Below are 19311 nucleotides of genomic sequence, written 5' to 3' on the forward strand. Positions count from 1 at the left end.
CTCAGCGCGCCTTCACGCCGAATTGGGTCGTAAATGAAACCAGGAAGCGCGGGTCAGGCTTCTGGGCCAGGAAACCGCCGCGATTGAGCGGCACGGCGAGCGTCATGTCGAGCCGCGCAAGCGCGCCATAGGCGACGCGCAAGCCGCCCCCTGCCGAATAGAGTTTCTGCGGATCGAGCCCGGCAAAGGCCGTGTCCTCATTCCACACCCAGGCCGCGTCAAAGAAGGCGAAAGGCTGGATCGCAAAGCTTTTGGTGTTGGCGGGAACGAAAGAGCCATACCGTGCCTCGACGGCGACCGCGACGCCGCTGTCGCCGATCACCGTACCCGGATCGAAGCCGCGTCCGACGGTAAAGTTGCCGCCCGAAAACTCCTCATAGGCGACCAGCGGATCGCTCGCCCATTGCGCGCGCGGCGAGACCGCCAGCGTGAACATCTTGTGCGGGCGCCATTCGGCCTGCGCGTTGGCGCGGACCAGAAAAGCGTCGGGTTTCGCCTCGACGCGTGTCAGCGGGATCGCGCCGGGCAGGAAGCAGGCCGCGCCGCCGGGACCGCAATTGTCGCTCGCGCCAAGGAAGTTCACGCCCTGCCGCGCTTCGAGCGAGGCGGCGATGCTCCAATGGGGTTCGGACGGGCTGTAGCCGCTCTTTCCGGCAACCGACGCAGGGTCGACCCAGCTCGCGTCGGCGCGCAGGTTGAACACGCGGATACGATCGCGGTTCAATGGCAGGGCGCCAAGCTTGATGTCCTGATCGATCAGGTCGAGCCCGCCGCCAAGGGTCAGGCGCCGCGCCTGGGTCAGGACCAGCGGATAGGCGGCAAAGACGCTGACGATCTGCGTGGTCGATTTGACCGGGAAATTCGCAATGCCCGGGCGCGTCCATGCATAGGTATAGCTTGCGCCGAGGCGCAGCCCTTCGCCGCCGACGCGGAATTCATGCGCGAGCTGCAGCACATTCTGCTCGTCGAAATCGGGGGTGGAATAGAAGCTGGCGGTCGTCAGGTCGCCCATGCCGGTGAGCCCGGCAAAGCGCACGCGCGCAACCCCGCCCCAGCGGCCGACATCCTTCGACCCGAAATTCTGGACATTGGCGTCGAAGAGTATCGGTGTGCGCTCGACCGTCACTTCACCGACAACCTCGCCCGGCTCCGCGCCGGGGCGCAGGGTCAGGCGGGCGTCGAGGCCGGGGATGTCGCGTGCCAGCAACAGATAGCGTTCGGCATCGACGATATTGAACACCGGCTGGTCGTCGAGCCGCGAAAGATAGCGTTGCAGCAACCCCTCGTTGGCGCCGGCATCGCCGCGCACTTCGATGCGCGTCATCCGCGCCGACAGGATGTCTAGCCGGACGATGCCGTCATTGCCGATCGTCTGCGGCGGCACGCGAACCGCGGCAAGATAGCCTTTCGCGCGCAGCATCGTCGCCGCGCGGTCACGAATATCGCAAACGACCGAGATCGGCAGATCCTGCCCGACCCGGTCGTGCCAGCTTGCATCGAGCATTGCGGTGTCGATGCCCTCGACCTGCGAAAACTGGACGTCGCGCACGGTGACGCGGACATTGGCGAATTGGGGATTGGAGAGCGGGCAGGGCGCGCGTTCGATGCTGTCGTCCGTCGTGACGACCTGTTCGCCCGGCGGGCTTGCGGGGGGCAGGCCCGGGCGCTGGATTTCCTCGCGCGTCGGGATCGACGCGGCGATCTGGGCCTGCGCCATGCTCGACAGGGATATCGCCGCCAATCCCGCCGAACACACAAGTGCCCTGCAGATCATGCGACGCGCTGGCTGCGCGTTTCCGATAGCGTCGAATTGCCCCTTGTCGGTCATTATCACCCCTTGTGTACGCATGCGTCCGCATCGGCGGAGCGCACCAATTCTTCATGCTCTGCCGCTGGTCCGGCAGGGCGAATTTTCGACCCAAGGAAAGGACTTACCGCTTTGTTGCGGCTGCTTTTGTCCAATTGTTATCAGATGGCCAGAACGGGTTCAATGCAAACCCGTTTCCATTAACCACCCGCCGCCTCGCTTTCCGACATCGCGTCGACAAGGCGGTTGAGCTGCGGCGAGCAACCCTTGGCCATCAATATGTCGACCGAGCCTTCGACGGTGTCGGGAACCGTACCCATTGCCGTGAAGCGCACCGTGACCGGCTTGGCGAGGCCAGCGCCCGACAGGCGATAGTCGACGCCATATTGTACCGGCAGCGTATCGGTCGGCCATTTGCGGAAATTGGCGCCGTCGACGATCGCAACGGTCGCCTTCTTGCCGGCGCTTTCAATCTCTAGCGCCGTGTCGCCTTCCATGTTGGGACGCCACAGCATCAATGTCGTGGGATCGACGACGCAGAAAGTGCCATTCTCCCGATAGTCGAGCAGCCAGACATTCGGCGCACGGACGTTCACCGGCGCATCGCTTTCCGCGCCGCGCGAAAATCCGCCTCGCGAGCGCATTGTCGGGCCGGTCGACAGCATCCGCGTGACCGTTGCGCCCATCGTCTGGTTCGCCTGAATCTGCCCCGTCGCGCCGAACGTGCCGGGTCCCGAGAGCGTGCGGGTCTTGCCCGCCTGCATGAGCACGACCTTGTCGCCGGCGACGAGCGCCAGCTTGTCGGTCGACTTGAGCTTGGTGCCGGTCGGGTATTTGCCTGCTGAAGGCCCCGTCGAGCGGACGACCATCGACTGGGCGGCGGCGGTGCCGGCAAAGGCCACCGCCATGATTGCCGCAGCGGCTGTCAGGCCGAGGCGGCGCATCGACATATCAGGAAAGGACATAGCTTTCTCCACTTTCGGTCTCGTTCAGGCGTTCTATCAGGAACATGATGGATGCATCCTGACTAAATTCTTGGCGTACTGCTGTGGCACAGGTCACATAGGCTTTTTTATTTCCCGCACCGTGCGCGGCGACAAGATTGGCAATGCGCGTGCGTTGTTCGGGGGTCAGGTCGGCACGCGGTGTCAGCACGTCGACCGGCTGGGCGCGTCCGCGCAATGTTACCCGGCCCATCGGGACCAGATCGTCGCGTCCCGACCGTGCCGCCGCCTCGGTCGAGATCAGCACGCCGGTCTTCAGGCTCTTGTTCGCCGCCTCGAGGCGCGAGGCGGTGTTCATGCTGTCGCCCAGCGCCGTATATTGGATCCGGCCCTCGCCGCCGAAATTGCCGACGATCGCGTCGCCGACGTGCAGCCCGACCCGCGTCATGCCGACGGGGGGGACGTCCTCGCTCTTGACGTCGTTGCGGAATGCCTCGCCGACCTGGTACATCGCAATGGCCGCCGCGGCCGCGCGCGTGCCGTCGTCGGGACGGCTCAGCGGCGCCCCCCAGAAAGCGACGATCGCATCGCCGACGAATTTGTCGATCGTGCCGCCATGGTCGAGCACGACATCGGACAGCCGGTCGAGATATTCGTTCAGCAACCGCGCGACGGTTTCCGGCGTGGTCGCATGGCTCAGCTTGGTGAAGCCTTCAAGATCGGTAAAAATGCAGAAGATATTGCGCCGTTCGCCATGCAGCGACAATTGATCGGGATCGCGCATGATCTGCGCGGCGACGTCGGCGGGCAGATATTTGCCGAGGGCCGATTGGGCGAAAGCACGCTGGCGCGACCCGATCGTGCGCGCCGCAGTGCCGACCGCGGCATAGCCGAGCAGCCATCCGATCGCCCAGCCGAAGGCGGGCAGGGTGGTCGTGTCGGCGCCGTGCCCTTGCAGCCAGAAAGGAAAGGCAACGAAAAAGGCCATCTGCGCCAGGAAGGCAAGGGCGACCCAGCGTGCGCGCATATCGACCAGCGCGGTAAGCCCCCCTGCGATCACGACGAGCACCGCGAGTGCCCACAGCGCCGGGCCGGGCAGCGGGTTCGACCAATCCTTGTCGAGTTGCTGCGCCAGCATATGCGCGTGCACCTCCAGCCCGATCATCGTTTCATGCTGTCCGGTGATCGGGTCGGTGAAGCGGCTGAGCGGCGTGTTGAACTGGTCGTTATCGATGACATCGCCGCCGATCAGCACATAGCGCCCGCGGATCAGCTCCGAAAAACCGGCGCGCATTTCCGGATCCATCGGCATCGCGAATGTGTCGATCGGGATGTTCGCGAACACCGGCTCTTCTTGCCCCGCGGTGGCCTTGGACGGGAGGAGGAACCGGATATTACCCTGATAATTGGCGTGATCGGGATCGACCGGAGCCAGCGCGTTGGCCATCAGCGGCGGCAGGTTCCTGGGCCGGTCGGGCCAGTTGCGGATCACCCCGTCGCCGTCGGTGCGGAACAGGACGCTCGTCGGCTTCGTCATCGCGGTCGTGACGCTGGCCAGATAGGATTCGAGATATTTCTGCTGTTCGTAAAAGATGGTGTTCGGGTTGCTCGCCTGCTCGGCATAGGCAAGCCAGGTCGGCGTCTTCATGGCGCGAAGCTGTGCTTTCAGCAGGTCGTCGTCGGGACGCGGCGAGTCAAAGACGATATCGATGCCGATCGCTTTCGGCCCCATCTGGTCGAGATTGGCGAGCGCGTTGGCGAGCAGGGTACGGTCGAGCGGCGAACGGATGCCGGTATTGAACAGCGTCTCGTCATTATAGGTGACCATGACGATCCGCTTGTCCTGCCCCACGTGCGGCGCCATCAACGTCGCGCGCGCATCATAGAGCGCACGCTCGGCATCGCCGACAAGCGGCATCTGCCAGCTGAAGCGCGCGAACAGCGATGCGACGATCAGGAACAGGATCGTCATCGCCATGCGCGATGGCCCAAGCTGCATGACCAGCCGGCGAACGCGCTTGCCGAGCGGCACCGCTGCGGGGCGCCCGTCTTGCGGCGTCGTATCGATCAGGGTCGTCGCCATCGGATCAGCGGGCCGCGCGGCCTGCAGCCTCCCCGACCTGTGCCGTCGCAGTCGCCGCATGAAGCAGCGCCTGGCCGCCGTCGCCGATGATGGCGAATCCCGCCCAATAATAAGGATGCGAGGTCTGCTTTTCGTCCATCAGCTTGGTCTGCGTGGCCCAGAGCGCATCGGCGATGCTTTCACCCTGCTGGGCGGCGAACAGTCCGCCGATCAGCCGCTTGGTCGCGTCGAAATCGTCGGGCGCGGGCCAATGGCTTGCGATCACCGACCGGCCGCCTGCACCGATGAAGCTGCGGACCAGCCCGTCGAGCGCATTGCCGCCGCCGCTCGACACGCCGGCCTCGCGCGTGGCCGCGACCGATGCCGCGCCCGCGGTGTCGCACGCCGACAGGATGACCAGATCGGCGTTGATCTTGAGGTCGAAGATTTCCTGAAAGGTCAGCAGACCGTCCGAATCCTGGTCGCCGAACGAGGTGACCAGCGCCGGCCGCGCGGGGCACGACGGGCGCGGGGCGGTGACAAGGCCGTGCGTGGCGAAATGGATGATACGATAGTCGGACAGGTCGCTACGCGTCTTCACCGCCGTGTCGGTGAACGCGCCGCCCGTCAGCAGCGTCGTGGCATTGCGATCCATCGAGCCGCTCGCGGTGACGAGCTCTTCGGCCGAGATCGGACGGCTCCACTGGCTGACGTCCCATTGACAGCTGCCGTCGGTGCCGCCGGCAACGGCGCCGCGCGTTCCTGTCGAGGGCAGCACGCCGCCCCGTACCGGCAGGTTCTCGCCCAGCCCGAAATATTCGCGCGTTCCGTTCGACGGCGGCGTCTGGCGCGCGTTACGAAAGGACAGCGCTGACACCGCGGTGCTCGGGCGCGTCGACCGGCCAAGCCAGGCGATGTTGCGCATGTCGAACGCGTCGGCGTTGGGGTCGCCCACCCGCTGCTCATAGGCCACGAGCCCGGTATCGGAGGTGATCAGCAGGTTGATCGGCAGTCGCAGCATGGCGCCGTCGGGCTCGAAGATCAGATGCGGGACGCCGGGCAGCCGGTCGGCGACGGGTGCGAACAGCTGTGTATAGAGCTTGCGTGCGGTGACAGCATCGAAGGGATAGGTGACGCGCTTCCCATTCTCGACGATCGAGATCGTCGAACGGATGCTGTCGACCGCATTTGCGAGACCTTGTGCGCTGACACCGGCGCTCCAGAGCTGCGCATCCTTGTTGCCGATCAGCATCCCATAAACCGAATCCCCGACCACGAGCATCTTCAGATAGGCCTCGTCGGGACGCAGAACCTGTTGCAGCTCGGCCAGGTCGAGCTTGCCCGGCGCGACGACACGGTACTGCGGATAGGCGGACAGCTTCGCGACCGTTTCGGCCTGCTGAAACGACAGATTGTCGAGCTGGGTCTTGAGGTCGGCGCGCATCGCGTTGACCTCGGGTGCGGTCGGCAGCAGCGCGAGCCGCGCGTCCTCGATCCGCGCCCGTTCGATATCGCGGTTGAGTGTCGTCGCCTGCCGGAACAGTCGCGCGCCGTCGCCGTCGCCCGCCGACAATTCGCGGGCGAGCATCGCCTGCGTGTCGGCGACGCCGGGGCGGACCTGCAACTGGCTGGCGACGAAGAAATCTCTCACGGCGGCGGGATCGGTTGCCGCGCGGGCCGCGAGCAGGCGATAATAAGGCGCCATCATGTTCGCCATGCCGGTCATCGATCGCTGCGAACCGGTGAGCGCGGTCACGACGTCGCGATAGATGGTGAGCGCCTTGTCATCCTGACCATGGCGCGTGAGAAAGGCGGCGTAGCGCGCGCGCGCCGAGGCGAGAGCGCTCGTTTCGGGATATTCGATCGCCAGCGCGCCGATCGATTCCTGGAAGCGGGTGTCGGCGGCACCATTGTCGCCCAGCGCTTCCTCGGCCAGCGCCAGCTCGCCGAGCATCTGCGAGCGCAGCCGCACGATCGAGGTCACGCGGCCTTCGCGAACCGCGACGGAATCGGCAAGACCCTTGATCTGCGCGGCTTTCGCTGCCTGCGGATTGCCGCGCAGCCGCTCGACCGTGCCGAGCAGATGCACCGCCTGCGCGTCGATGATCTGCGCGCGTTCAAACGGCGTCAGCCGTTCGCGGTCGCCGGTCTGGCGGACGGCGCGCCCGCTGTTGCCGCTGTTGACCCCGGCAACGATCTCGGGCGTCAGCGTAACCGCACCGGCCTCGACCGTCACCGCATTGGTCAGCGGCGGAATGGGCGTCTGAAGCAGCGCGGCAGCGCCGTCATAATCGCGCTGGTTCAGCGCGTGGATCGCGCGGAAATTGCGGCGAAGGCGGAGCTGGACCGGGTCGCTGGTCGGGATGGCCTCGACTTCGCCGAACAGCCGCTCGGCTTCGGCAAATTCGCCGAGGTTCGAGCGCTGGAGCGCGCGGTTCAACGTGAATTCGGTCGGATCGAGGTCGGCGGCTGACTGATCATCGAGCGCGCGGCGCGACAGCGCTTCGAAAAATTCGGCGGCCTCGGCATAGTCGCCGCTATGGTTGCGGCGATAGCCCTCGGCGAGCGCCTTATCGACGTCGATCGTACCCGCAAGCGTGCGCGCGAAGCCGTCGTTGCCGCCGACCGAAGTCGTCGCCACCCGGATCTGGCCGGCCACGACCTTGCGCTGACGGATCGATTCGAGCGCCAGGTTCAGCGCGTCGCCATAAGCCGTGAAGCCTTCGACCGCATAGGTGGTGTTCCCGCCCGTTTCGATGCGCGTGGTCCAGCCGACATTGCTGTCCTTGACCGTGCAGGCGCCGTCGGAGGCGCACAGGATCGTTCCGGTGCGGGCCTGATCGATGCGCGCGCGGGCTTCATCGGGCGTGGCACGGAGCATGCGGACATAACCGACCGGCTGGCTGGCGTCGCGGCAGACGATCAGCCAGCCCCGATCGAACATTCCCTTGATGACGGAATCGCGAACCGTTGCCTGCACTTCGCAGAGCGAACCGCCCTGGTCGCCGATCGAAAAGCTGTCGCGCAGCGTCGGATCGCCGACCTGTGCCTGCGCGGTTCCGGGCGCGGCGAGAGCCAGCGCCGCCAGAAGCGGCAGAAAATGCGGACGTCGAGCGGTCATCACCAATCCCCCAAAGCCAAGCCTCAAGGCGCCCTGTCCGCTGTTATCGCGGTAAGGCGCAGTCTTACTATGCTGCGGTACGACCCATTCCCGTCGCCGCGGACCCTAAACCCATCATCTGAAAAAGGGAAGTGATCTGCGGCACAGCGCCTTGCGCGCTTTGTCTGCCCGACCTATCTGGGCCGTGAACCCTATTTTCCGGCAAGGACCAAAGATGAGCGCATTCGATGATCGTGAACGGGCTTTTGAAGCGAAATTCGCCCGCGACCAGGACGTGCAGTTCCGCATCACCGCCCGCCGCAACCGCCTCGTCGGCGAATGGGCCGCCGAGCGTATGGGGCTGACGCCCGAGGAAACCGACGCTTACGCCAAGGCCGTCGTTCAGGCCGATTTCGAGGAAGCGGGCGACGAGGATGTGATCCGCAAGCTTGCGGGCGACCTGACCGCCGCGCAGGTCGAGATCAGCGATGCCGAAATTCGTGCCGCGCTCAACGAAAAGACCATCGAGGCGCGCCGCCAGTTCATGGACAGCCAGAACTGAGGATATCGACATGGGCATGCGCGAGACCGATCTGAAGGCGATGATCGAGGCGGCTTTTCCGGACGCCGTCGTGACGATCACCGACCTGGCCGGCGACAACGACCATTATTCGGCGCATGTCGTCAGCGAATCCTTTCGCGGAATGGCGCGCGTCGCCCAGCACAAGGCGGTGTACGCTGCGCTTGGCGGGCGCATGGGCGGCGAACTTCATGCCTTGCAATTGACCACTGCCGTTCCTTCATAGGGGCCAGACAGAAATTTTTTCGGCGCGACGCGCCACCGGAGACACATGATGAGCGATCCCGCCACCCACGACCGCATTGCCAAGCTGGTTGCCGACCATCCCGTGCTGCTGTTCATGAAGGGCACGCCGCTCTTTCCGCAGTGCGGCTTTTCGTCGCGCGCGATCGCGATGCTCGACCGTCTCGGCGTCGAATATGACACGGTCGATGTCCTTCAGGACATGGAAGTGCGCCAGGGCATCAAGGAATTTTCGGACTGGCCGACCATCCCCCAGCTCTATGTGAAGGGCGAATTCGTCGGCGGTAGCGATATCATGATGGAAATGTGGGAAGCGGGCGAACTGCACTCGCTGGTGAGCGACGTCGCGACGCGCGCCGAATAATCGGGAGGGCGGCGACGCCCTTTCTCCCTAAGCGACGGGACGGCTGATACCGGGTGCCATCGGCGCGCGGCGCCGACTGATGATGGCGGCAAGCGCACCGCGCAAGCGAGGTTCGGCGAATAGTGTGCACAACACCGCCGCCGCGACCGCTGCCGCTGCGGTCGTTGCCAGCACGACGGCGAAGGCGGCGCCGTTTCGCATCATCGCCGCCATCAGCACTGCCCCGGCGTCCTGGTGGATCAGATAGAGCGGATAGCTTGCGAGCCCCAGGATGGCGGCGACCCGGGCCCGTCGACCGCCGATCGCAAGCCGGTCGGCATGCGCGATAACGAGCAGACCCGCGATGAAAATTGCAAACGGGATGGCGAATCCCGTCTCGACCTCGACCGCCTGCATGCGTTCGGTTGTCTGGTTGGCGATTTCGATTGCGCAGGTGGCGAGCACCAGCCCCAACATCGCTCGCGGCGGCACGTCGCCGGTCCGGGCGCGCCGTTCGAGAAACATGCCCAGCGCGAAGAAGCAGCCATGCGGCAGCAGCAGCAGGCTGAACCCGGACGGCGGGGTCACGCCGAGTCCCGCTCCAGCCAGAAAATGCCCGGCCCAGAACGCGGCACTTGCGAGCGCGAGCATCCTTGGCAGCGGCTCGATCGCTGCGACCCCGCCGCGCCACAGGCAGGCAGCGATCAGCAGGTAGAAGTTCACCTCGATACCGAGCGTCCAATAGGACGCGTCGATCTGCGGAAGCCATGGCAGAAACAGGGCCGATCCAACCCAGCGCCAGCCGATCGCGTCGGCGCCGCCGGCGCCGGACCAGAGAAGCGCGATCGCCGTCAGGCTCGCGCAGATCCAGGCGGCGGGCGCGAGGCGGAGCACGCGACGTTGCAGAAACAGGCCCGCCGTGGCGCTCCGCGCCGACAGCGCAATCACATAGCCGGAGATCACGAAGAACAGCTCGACGCCGATCCATCCGTACCAGCTCGAGGCGACGAACATGTCAGGGACGGAGAGGCCGGCAAAGGCGCTGGCGGCGGTTGCGCCGGGTTCACGGGCATAGGATGCGCCATAATGAAAGGCGACGACGAGCATCGCGCAAACAAAGCGCAAAAGGTCGAGCGCGACCAGTTTTCTCGTCTGGGCATTTTCCCCGCTCATCGCGATGCAATGCACCAAAAGCTCTAATCGGGGATTAAATCGCCTGATGCCGTTTTCGATGTCGGAGAAAGCATCCGGGGGGCGGGGCCTGAAGGCCGCTCCGCCCCCCGTTTGCATCGGGGGCAAGTGGGGATTTCCTGAGTGGGGGCAGGGGACATCAGGGACCAGACCGATGTCCCCCACCGCTCCATTGAGCGGAACACTCGGGAACATCTATTACCATACAAGTGCCGTGCCAATTTGCCGCCTTCGCGCTTTTGGGCGGGCGACGCTGGTTAGCGATTCCTTAACGTCCCCCATCGCTGTCAAAATTTCCGACATCCCGCCGTTCAGTTTTGTTCAGGAAGCGTTCAGCCGAATGACTACATTTGTAGTCGTGTTGCAAGTCAGCGCCAAAGGGAGGGGTTTCCGACATGGCGGAAAGAGCAAGCGATTCCGAGATGCAGGTGCTGTCGGCGCTGTGGGACAAAGCCCCGCAGACCGCCGCCGACCTGACCCAGCGTATCGGCAAGATAAACGGTTGGACACAGGCGACGGTGAAAACCTTGCTCGCCCGGCTTGTCCAGAAGGGCGCTGTCACGGCCGAGGCCGACGGGCGCCGCTATCTCTATCGCCCCGCGGTCGAGCGCGCCGAGGCCGTCGGCGAGGAATCGCAGCGCTTCGTCGATCGCCTCTTCGGCGGCCGGGTCAGCCCGCTGATCGCGCATCTTGCCGAGCGCGAGGCGCTGACCGACGCCGACATTGCCGAGATCGAGGCCTTGCTGCGGAGGCTCAAGTCATGAGCGCCGACATGATCATGCAGGCGTGGGGCGACACGATGGTCACCACCGCGGCTCTTGTCCTTGCGGTGCTGCTGATCCGCAAGCCCTTCGCGCGCCATTTCGGCCCGCAGCTCACTTATATGCTCTGGCTCGCGCCCGCGTTGCGGCTGTTCCTGCCGCCGCTGCCCTTTGCCGATCCGGTGCAGCCGGTCGCGGCGATGCCGGCAAGCGATGCGCTTTATCTGGTGCCCGTCGATGCGATGACCCAGGCACCGGTGGCGAGCGCGCCCGCATGGTCGATGGCCGACGCGCTTCCCTATGTTTTTGCGGCCTGGGCCGCAGGCGTCGTGTTCGTGCTGGTGTCGGCATGGGCGTCGCACCGGCGCTTTCGGCGTGCGGTGCTCGCGCAGGGCGTCGAACTGGAATCGATCGGCAAGGTCCGGCTGGTGATGACGAGTGCGGTCGACGGCCCCGTCGCATTCGGGCTCCGGCGCCGTTTCGTCGCCGTGCCGCACGACTTCTTCGGGCGCTACGCGGCGGAAGAACGCGCGCTCGCGATCGATCACGAACTGGCGCATCATCGCCACGGCGACCTTTGGGCGAATGCCGCGGCGCTGCTGCTGCTCGCGTCGCAATGGTTCAATCCCTTCGCCTGGCGCGCGATCCGCGCCTTTCGTTTCGACCAGGAGGCCGCGTGCGACGCGCGCGTCCTGACGATGACCGACACCGCTCCGCGCGACGTGCGCACGGCCCGATACGCCACCGCGATCGCCAAGGCGGCGGTTGGTTCGCGGCTGTCGCTCGCGGCGCCGATGGCGGTCCATGACAATTTGCAGGAGAGACTGACGATGCTGATGAGGCAGGATATTTCGAGAAAGCGCGGCATGATCGGCAAGCTGCTCGTCGGCGGTGCGACGCTTGCCGTGCTCGCGACGACGGCGACGCTGGTGCCCGCTGCGACCGCGAGTGCGCAAGCCGACATGGCCGAGCCGCCGGGGCCTCCCGCGCCGCCGCCCGCGCCCGATGCGCCGCTGCCGCCCGAGGCTCCCGCACAGGGCGAACTGTCGAACGTCATGATCTTCACCGATGTGCGGGACGGCGATCAGGCCAAGGACAAGGACGGCAAGAAGCGCGAAGTCCACCGCATCGTCATCCGCCGTGATGGCGAGGGCCAAGGGCATCCGGCGGTGATGTTTGCGCCGGCCGACGGCCAGGGCAAGGACGGCACCGTTCAACGCATTCATATTCGCAATCCCGGCGGCCTGTCGCGCGACGATGTCATCGCGACGCTCAAGGAACAGGGGATCACCGGCGCCAAGGCGGAAGCGATCGCCGACAAGCTGGAGGCCAAGCGCCGCGAGCGTATCCACACCGCGATGGCGCCGATGCCGCCGATGCCTCCCATGCCGCCGATGGCGCATGGCGCCTGGGGCCAGTTCGACGGCAAGGCCATGGTGATGGGCAAGTGCGGTGACGGTTCGAAATCGGCGCCGATTGTCAATCGCGAGGAAGCCAGCGGCGACAAGCGGCAGCGCATCGTGATGATCCGCTGCGGCGACACCGCCGAAAGCAAGGCGGCACGCCTCTCGGCACTGAAGAAGGCGCGCGAGAGCTTCGCCAAGGGTGAGGCTGCACGCAATCTGTCGGATGATATGCGCGCCAAAGTGGCTGCCGACCTCGACAAGGCGATCGCCGAGATCGAGAAATCGGCCGACTGACACGGCCGACAGCTTTGACGTCGACCCCCATTCCCCGGTGGGGTCGGCGGCAGGGGCGGGGAAAGGGAGCGGCCCATGTCGCTCCCTTTTTCGCGCGCGGGAATGAGAGAGATGACGGGTTAGGGGGCGGGCGGTCCATTGTCGTCATGCTGTAAATGTCGCGGTCCGATCATGGCTGCCGATCATGGCACATCCGCAGCGAACGGCTGATGTGGGCTGATGTGGGGACGGGGGCTGGCTTCCCTTCGTCATCCCGGGCTCGACCCGGGATCCATAGCTGCACCGTCGTTATGGACGCTGGATCAAGTCCAGGGTGACGGCAAAGGATTGGTCACCACCGGTCGTTATCGTCGGCCGCACCGGCTCCTTGTTGGCAAATGTTGGTCGCTCCCTCTTTCGTTCTGCCCTTCGCAATGCCACATGGACAGCATGAGCGAAGACAAGCCCTGGCCCGACACGATCCGCGCCGGCGAGTGCGAGCTGCACGAGCCGCTGGTGCGCCGCGTGCTCGCGCCGAACCCGTCGCCTTATACATTTACCGGGACGCAGACCTGGATCGTCGGTGCTGGCAGCGACGTTGCGGTGATCGATCCCGGCCCGACGGGATCGGGCATGAGCATCGGCGATCCGCCGGATGCCAACGGGACCGGGCATGTCGATGCGATCCTGCGCGCGACCGAGGGCCAGCGTATCGCCGCGATCCTGTGCACGCACACCCACCGCGATCATAGCCCCGCCGCCGCGCCGCTGAAGGAAGCGACCGGCGCGCCGATCATCGGCTGCGCTCCGCTGGCGCTGCGCGACGACGGGCCGCGCGCGGACTCGGCGTTCGATCCCGACTATGCGCCAGACCGCGTGCTGGCAGACGGCGATCGGATTTCGGGCGACGGCTGGACGATCGAGGCGGTCGCGACGCCGGGACATACCTCGAACCATCTCTGCTTCGGCCTTGCCGAAAGCGGCGCGCTGTTTACCGGCGATCATGTCATGGCCTGGTCGACCAGCGTCGTCAGCCCGCCCGACGGCGACATGGCGGCCTATATGGCGAGCCTGTCGAAGCTGTATGAGCGCGACGACCGTGTCTATTATCCCGCTCATGGGCCCGCGGTGACGAAGCCGAAACAGCTCGTGCGCGGGATGCTCGGCCACCGCAAGCAGCGCGAGCGGCAGATATTGAAGGAACTGGACAAGGGCATAAACGTCATCCCCGCGATGGTGGCGCATATGTACAAGGGCCTCGACCCGCGCCTGACCGGCGCCGCCGGTCGTTCGGTGCTCGCGCACCTGATCGATCTCAAGACCCGCGGCGTCGTGCGGGCCGAAGGCGATGAGTGGATGCTCGCCTGATGCTCCTGGCGCTCCTGCTCGCGGCCGCCGCGCCCGCCGATGGCCCGGTGATCGCGCTGGTGAAGGGCGAAGGCGACCGGCAATGCCTGCCCGATAGGAGCCTGTGCCTCGAACTCCCGGCCACCGAAGACGGTACCGCGAGCGCGGCCGAACTGATCGTCACATCGCCGACCGAAGGCTCATCGACCAATGCGGCATTGCCGGCCTTTACCGACGCCGAAAAACAGGAACTCTGGCCGCACCTGATTGCGGTGAAGAGCGACGACGGCGCGCCGCGCTACCTCGTGGGCATCCTTGGCCGCGTGAACGCCATGTATTCGGGCGGCGGCGGCTCGGCGACGCGCCTGCATCTGTTCGAATTCGGCACCGCGCCCGGCGCGACCGGACTCGGCGAGGAAGTGCTGAATGTCGTGTGGGACGGATCGCTGATGATCCGCGCCTGTTTCTCCGAAGAGGATATGAAGGACCGGCTTGAGGCGTGTCACGACGAATATGATTTCAAAGCGACACTCACGGCGGCGCCCGACGACGGCGGCGGGCTGCCCGCGCTGACCTATGGCAGCGTCGCGACCAGCTATCCGCGAACGTCGAAGCGGTCGGAGGATAACAGCGCGATCAAGCTGAAGCGCGCCGATCTTGTCCGCGCCCAGGACCCGACCTGCACCTATCAGCGCGTACTGCGCTACAACCCCGCGACGTCGCGCTATGAAATGGACCGGCCGGCGCCCGATTGTTCGGATTACACCACGCCATGACCGATCTCGCCCCCGCACCGCGCCTTTTGCCGCGCCTCATCTTGCTCGCCGCCGCCGCGCTGCTCGCGCTCGCCGCCTGGTGGGCCTTCTCCGCATGGCGCGACTGGCAGCGCGGCTATGATCCCGAAACCGTTGTGGCCGCCAGCCTGCAAGGCTTGCAGGAACAGAATGTTCTCGTGCCCTTTACCGCGCGTTATGTCGCGGTCGTGACCTCGACGCAGAGCCGGCTGGGGCTGAGCGCGAAGAAGACGCTGATCATGCCCGGCACGGTCCGCTACGAACTCGACCTCGGAAAGCTGAAACAGTCCGACCTCGACTGGGATGCGGCGACAAACGCGCTCACCGTCACCTTGCCGCAGCTGCGCCTCGCCGGTCCCGAAATCGATCTCGATGCGATCAGCGAATATCGCGACGGTGAAATCCTGCTGGCCCTGACCGACGCCGAAAAGACGCTCGATACCGCGAACCGCAGGGCGGCGCAGGAAGAGCTGATCAAGCAGGCCAAGGGCACGACCCCGATGCGGCTCGCGCAGGGCGCCGCGCGCGCCGCGGTCGAACAGAGCTTCGCGATGCCGCTCAAGGCCGCAGGGATCGACGCAAAGGTCACTGCGCGCTTCGCCGAGTAATTCGGCTTTTCGCTCCCCGTTCGTTGCGATAGTCTCCACCTGCATTCGGGCACAGGGGGACATCCGATGGCGACCATAGCGCAGGAGCCGCTCGCAGCGGCGGACAAGGACCGCTTCTATTTCCGCAGTGCGGTCGCGATGGCGATCATCATCGTCACGGGCTTTACGATGCAGTGGGCGATGGGGCGCTCGACTTTCACCGCGCGCCCGCTCGTCCATGCCCATGGCCTGATCTTTATGACATGGGTCGGCATCTTCGTCGCGCAGAGCTGGTTCGCATCGAGCGGGTCCGTGGCGCTTCACCGCCGGCTCGGCCGGATCGCGGCGCTGTGGACGCTGTTGATGATCGTCTTCGGCTTCTGGATCACCATCGACATGGTCCAGCGCGGCACCGCGCCCTTCTTTTTTCAGCCGCAGCATTTTCTGATCGCCAATCCGGCGAACATCCTCTGTTTTGCGATACTGATCGGCGCAGCGTTGCGAATGCGTCGACGCCCGGACTGGCACATGCGCCTTCAACTGTGCGCGATGGCGTCGATACTCGGACCGGCGTTCGGGCGATTGTTGCCCATGCCGCTCCTTGCGCCGCACGCGTGGAACATTGCGGGCCTTTGCGGGCTTGCGATCCCGGTCATCGGCATGGTGCGCGATCTGCGGCGCGAGGGGCGCGTGCACCCCGCATGGTGGTGGGGAATGCTCGGCATCGTCGCGGCGATCCCGATCGCGCATCTGGTCGCCTTTTCGCCGCTCGGCGACGCGATCTATGCGTCGGTGACCGCGGGGCATCCCGGCGCGGCCGTCGATGGCCTTGCCTTCGCGCCGCCGCCGCCCATCTAGGTACGGCGCCAATTGCCCTGCCGCAGACCCCGTTGTAGAGGGCGCGCAAGGCAAAGCCATATAAGGATAAAGCGATGACTGCTCCCATTCGCGAGAATCTCTCGGGCCTCGACCTGCGTGCCGAAATCGACCGGCTGCGCAAGGACCGCAACGCGGTCATCCTGGCGCATTATTACCAGAAGCCTGAAATTCAGGACCTCGCCGATTTCGTCGGCGATTCGCTCGAGCTGTCGCGCAAGGCCGCCGACACCGACGCGGACGTCATCGCCTTCTGCGGCGTCAAGTTCATGGCCGAGACCGCAAAGATCCTGAGCCCGCAAAAGACGGTGATCCTGCCCGACATGGACGCGGGGTGCAGCCTCGAGGACAGTTGTCCGCCCGAGCAGTTCAAGCGCTTTCGCGAAAAGCACCCCGACCATATTGCGCTGACCTACATCAACTGCTCGGCGGCGGTGAAGGCGCTCAGCGACATCATCGTCACCTCGTCGAGCGCCGAGACGATCATCAGCCAGATTCCCGAAAGCCAGAAGATCATCTTCGGCCCCGATCGGCATCTTGGCGGCTATCTCAATCGCAAGTTCGGACGCGACATGCTGCTCTGGCCGGGGGTGTGCATCGTCCACGAAGCGTTCAGCGAAACCGAGCTGCTCAAACTCAAGGCGCAGCATCCGGGCGCGCCGGTCGCCGCGCATCCCGAATGCCCGCCCTATATCGTCGATCATGCCGATTATGTCGGCTCGACGAGCGGCATCCTGCAATTCGCGAAGACCTTCGAAGGCGACACGCTGATCGTCGCGACCGAGCCGCACATCATCCACCAGATGGAGCTCGCGCTGCCCGAGAAGAATTTCATCGGGGCGCCAGGGGCCGACGGGAACTGCAACTGCAACATCTGTCCCTATATGGCGCTCAACACGATGGAGAAGCTCTATCTGGCCCTGCGCGATCTGAAGCCACAGATCGAGATGGACGAAGAGCTTCGCCTCGCGGCGCGCAAGAGCCTCGACCGGATGCTCGAAATGGCATCGGGGACGGTCGGCAAGGGCGATCTGGGCCAGCGATAGGCGATCGGAACGGGTAGAGTGGCCCGCCTTCGGGTGGATGTTGCATTCGTGAAAATTGATATAAGTTCCAACTCCTAAGGCGCGAGTCTCGCCCCCGTGCGAGCGCCGAACGGCGAAGCCTTGCGTCTGGGTAGGAGTATGGTCGCATGGCAGAAGATTGGCTGGCGGATGTCAGGAAATATGTCGCAGACGCCGACGAAACAGTGGTCTCGGCAATCGTCAAATATCTGGGGATTGCGCTCAGGAACCGCGACTCTTCCCTCGTCTCCTTTACCGACAAGACCGAAACCGACCGGGTTCGCGAAAATTATCTGAAAAAGAAGCTGGGGCTGACCCACGACGACGCCGCGCTCGACGCAGCGATTGCCGGCGTCGGCGCGCAGATGAAGGGTGACCGGACAAAGAATCGCGTCACCGTCTATTATCTCCTCGCGCAGCATTTCGGCCTGCTCAACATCTTTGGCGGCATTGCCGGCGCCGTCGGCGCGGGGGGATCGGCCGCCGCTCTGGCCGCTATTGGCGGTTCGGGCGGCGACACGAGCAAGGACGAAGCGTCGGCGCCGCCGCTTGCCGCAGCGGGGCTGGCTGGTGCAGCGGCTGCCGCGCCTGCGCCTGCGCCAGCGTCTGCCGCTCCCGTAGCAGCAGCACCCGCACCCGCACCGGCAGCAGCCCCTCCTCAAACCGTCTACTCGGGTGGCGACGCAGACGAGTCGGGCGGAGGAATGGGCTGGCTGCCGTGGCTTCTGCTCGGGCTGGTTCTGGCGGCGCTGCTCTTCTTCGGGCTGCGCTATTGCTCGAAGCAGGACACGGCGGTTGCACCGGCGGCCGACCAGGCGGCGATCAGCGAGAAGGCCGTGCCCGCCGATCCCGCGGCTTCCCCCGCCGCTGCGGCGGCGATCCCCGAGGGCGCCGGCGTCGTCGCGGCGGATCGCGAGGGCAAGCCGATGCTGACGGTCTATTTCGACACGGGCAAATCGGACGTGTCGAACGACCTGTCGACCGCGGCTTCGGCGGTTAAGGCCTATCTCGCCGCCAATTCCGCGGCGACCCTGGCCGTATCGGGCTATAATGACCCGACGGGCAATGCCGCGGCCAATGCCGAGCTTTCGAAGAAACGGGCGCAGAGCGTCAAGGCAGCGCTCGAAAAGCTTGGCATCGCCGCCGACAAGGTCGTGCTGGAAAAGCCCGCCGAGACGACGACGACCGCGGCGGACAACGCGGCGGCCCGCCGCGTCGAGATTACCGTCAAGGGCTGATCGTCGCCCTGCTATCGTGAAAAGAGCGAGGCGTGAGGCCTCGCTCTTTTTTTGTTTTCGGGGCGCCGAGTCGCGACTCGACGGGCGTCGCGGCGGTACGATCGAGACCACGATACGGCGCGGCTATTCGATTCTCGCATCCGAAAATGTTGCCGCGATGTTACAAAGATGCGGGGCGATAATGGCTTGTTGCTAATACCGGACTTATCCACAAGCGCGGGACCTCGAAACGGGTTTCCCGCGCCTTTTTTGTTGGCGACGAAATCGGTTCGTGACAGCTTCAAATCATCGGACGACAGAGACGAAAAGCCGCCGGGACATCAAGGGTAGTTGCAAGACTAGCCAGAAGAGAACGGACTGGTTTTACGAGGAGATTGACCGGTATCTTGGTCACGGAACGCAGCGATTCCCACGAGTTGAAGCGGACCCGATCAGGACATGAAAAGCAGTCCATCGCTCTGGAAGCGCAGCTGTTTCGACAGAGGCACGGACAAGATGATGAAGGGCTTTTCAGGTGAGGCCGGCCCCCGAAAGGGGGCCGACCAAACCATCGCCGGACTGCTCCGGCGTGCGCCGCTCCGCATCGTTTTGCGGGCCACAGGTCTTCGGACAGGTGGACCGGGATGAGGTGAAGCGGGGTGCGAAGGAACAACAGCCGGATAGTGGGGGTTGGCAGCGATGTCGGCCCCCATTTC

16 protein-coding genes are annotated in these 19311 nt (G+C 65.2%); 11 read left to right on the forward strand and 5 right to left on the reverse strand.

Annotated features, from left to right (window positions below):
* Position 1: 1 nt before the first annotated feature.
* From ACO055_RS19090 to ACO055_RS19105, 4 genes are all read right to left on the reverse strand, one after another.
* Positions 2-1774 carry a ShlB/FhaC/HecB family hemolysin secretion/activation protein gene (locus ACO055_RS19090; protein WP_422060423.1) on the reverse strand — a complete coding sequence of 591 codons (1773 nt, stop codon included), beginning with the start codon at positions 1772-1774 and terminating at the stop codon, positions 2-4.
* A gap of 233 nt (positions 1775-2007) precedes the next feature.
* A complete protein-coding gene (locus ACO055_RS19095) occupies positions 2008-2772 on the reverse strand; it encodes a hypothetical protein (RefSeq protein ID WP_422060424.1) in 765 nt (254 codons plus the stop codon).
* Positions 2759-4834, reverse strand: a complete 2076-nt coding sequence (locus ACO055_RS19100; protein WP_422060425.1) for a CHASE2 domain-containing protein — start codon at positions 4832-4834, stop codon at positions 2759-2761. The genes ACO055_RS19095 and ACO055_RS19100 overlap by 14 nt, the downstream gene beginning before the upstream one ends.
* Before the next feature lie 4 nt (positions 4835-4838).
* A complete protein-coding gene (locus ACO055_RS19105; protein WP_422060426.1) occupies positions 4839-7934 on the reverse strand; it encodes a CHAT domain-containing protein in 3096 nt (1031 codons plus the stop codon).
* Positions 7935-8148: 214 nt separating this feature from the next.
* Between ACO055_RS19105 and ACO055_RS19110 the strand changes: the two genes are divergently transcribed.
* The 3 genes from ACO055_RS19110 to grxD are packed head-to-tail and all read left to right on the forward strand — an operon-like array spanning position 8149 to position 9100.
* Positions 8149-8475, forward strand: coding sequence for a DUF1476 domain-containing protein (locus ACO055_RS19110; RefSeq protein WP_422060427.1), 327 nt, complete (start codon positions 8149-8151; stop codon positions 8473-8475).
* Positions 8476-8485: 10 nt separating this feature from the next.
* Positions 8486-8719 (forward strand): BolA/IbaG family iron-sulfur metabolism protein, encoded by a 234-nt coding sequence (locus ACO055_RS19115; protein WP_422060428.1) that lies wholly within the window; start codon positions 8486-8488, stop codon positions 8717-8719.
* A gap of 48 nt (positions 8720-8767) precedes the next feature.
* Positions 8768-9100 carry a Grx4 family monothiol glutaredoxin gene (gene grxD / locus ACO055_RS19120; RefSeq protein WP_422060429.1) on the forward strand — a complete coding sequence of 111 codons (333 nt, stop codon included), beginning with the start codon at positions 8768-8770 and terminating at the stop codon, positions 9098-9100.
* A gap of 27 nt (positions 9101-9127) precedes the next feature.
* Here grxD and ACO055_RS19125 read toward each other — a convergent pair whose 3' ends face one another.
* Positions 9128-10252 (reverse strand): acyltransferase family protein, encoded by a 1125-nt coding sequence (locus ACO055_RS19125; RefSeq protein WP_422060430.1) that lies wholly within the window; start codon positions 10250-10252, stop codon positions 9128-9130.
* Between the two features lie 413 nt (positions 10253-10665).
* Between ACO055_RS19125 and ACO055_RS19130 the strand changes: the two genes are divergently transcribed.
* From ACO055_RS19130 to ACO055_RS19165, 8 genes are all read left to right on the forward strand, one after another.
* Positions 10666-11034: a BlaI/MecI/CopY family transcriptional regulator gene (locus ACO055_RS19130; protein ID WP_422060431.1), complete on the forward strand. Its 369-nt coding sequence runs from the start codon at positions 10666-10668 to the stop codon at positions 11032-11034.
* A complete protein-coding gene (locus ACO055_RS19135) occupies positions 11031-12731 on the forward strand; it encodes a M56 family metallopeptidase (protein WP_422060432.1) in 1701 nt (566 codons plus the stop codon). The genes ACO055_RS19130 and ACO055_RS19135 overlap by 4 nt, the downstream gene beginning before the upstream one ends.
* A 429-nt stretch (positions 12732-13160) precedes the next feature.
* Positions 13161-14078, forward strand: coding sequence for an MBL fold metallo-hydrolase (locus ACO055_RS19140; RefSeq protein WP_422060433.1), 918 nt, complete (start codon positions 13161-13163; stop codon positions 14076-14078).
* Entirely contained in the window at positions 14078-14833 is a 756-nt protein-coding gene (locus ACO055_RS19145; protein ID WP_422060434.1) for a hypothetical protein, read from the forward strand. Before ACO055_RS19140 ends, ACO055_RS19145 begins: the two co-directional genes overlap by 1 nt.
* Positions 14830-15459: a DUF4230 domain-containing protein gene (locus ACO055_RS19150; RefSeq protein ID WP_422060435.1), complete on the forward strand. Its 630-nt coding sequence runs from the start codon at positions 14830-14832 to the stop codon at positions 15457-15459. Before ACO055_RS19145 ends, ACO055_RS19150 begins: the two co-directional genes overlap by 4 nt.
* Positions 15460-15525: 66 nt before the next feature.
* A complete protein-coding gene (locus ACO055_RS19155; RefSeq protein WP_422060436.1) occupies positions 15526-16296 on the forward strand; it encodes a hypothetical protein in 771 nt (256 codons plus the stop codon).
* Positions 16297-16370: 74 nt separating this feature from the next.
* Positions 16371-17360: a quinolinate synthase NadA gene (nadA, locus tag ACO055_RS19160; protein WP_422060437.1), complete on the forward strand. Its 990-nt coding sequence runs from the start codon at positions 16371-16373 to the stop codon at positions 17358-17360.
* A 146-nt stretch (positions 17361-17506) separates the two neighbouring features.
* Entirely contained in the window at positions 17507-18616 is a 1110-nt protein-coding gene (locus tag ACO055_RS19165) for a DUF2853 family protein (protein WP_422060438.1), read from the forward strand.
* Positions 18617-19311: the final 695 nt, after the last annotated feature.

This window comes from Sphingopyxis sp., from assembly GCF_965227415.1.
Lineage (GTDB): Bacteria > Pseudomonadota > Alphaproteobacteria > Sphingomonadales > Sphingomonadaceae > Sphingopyxis.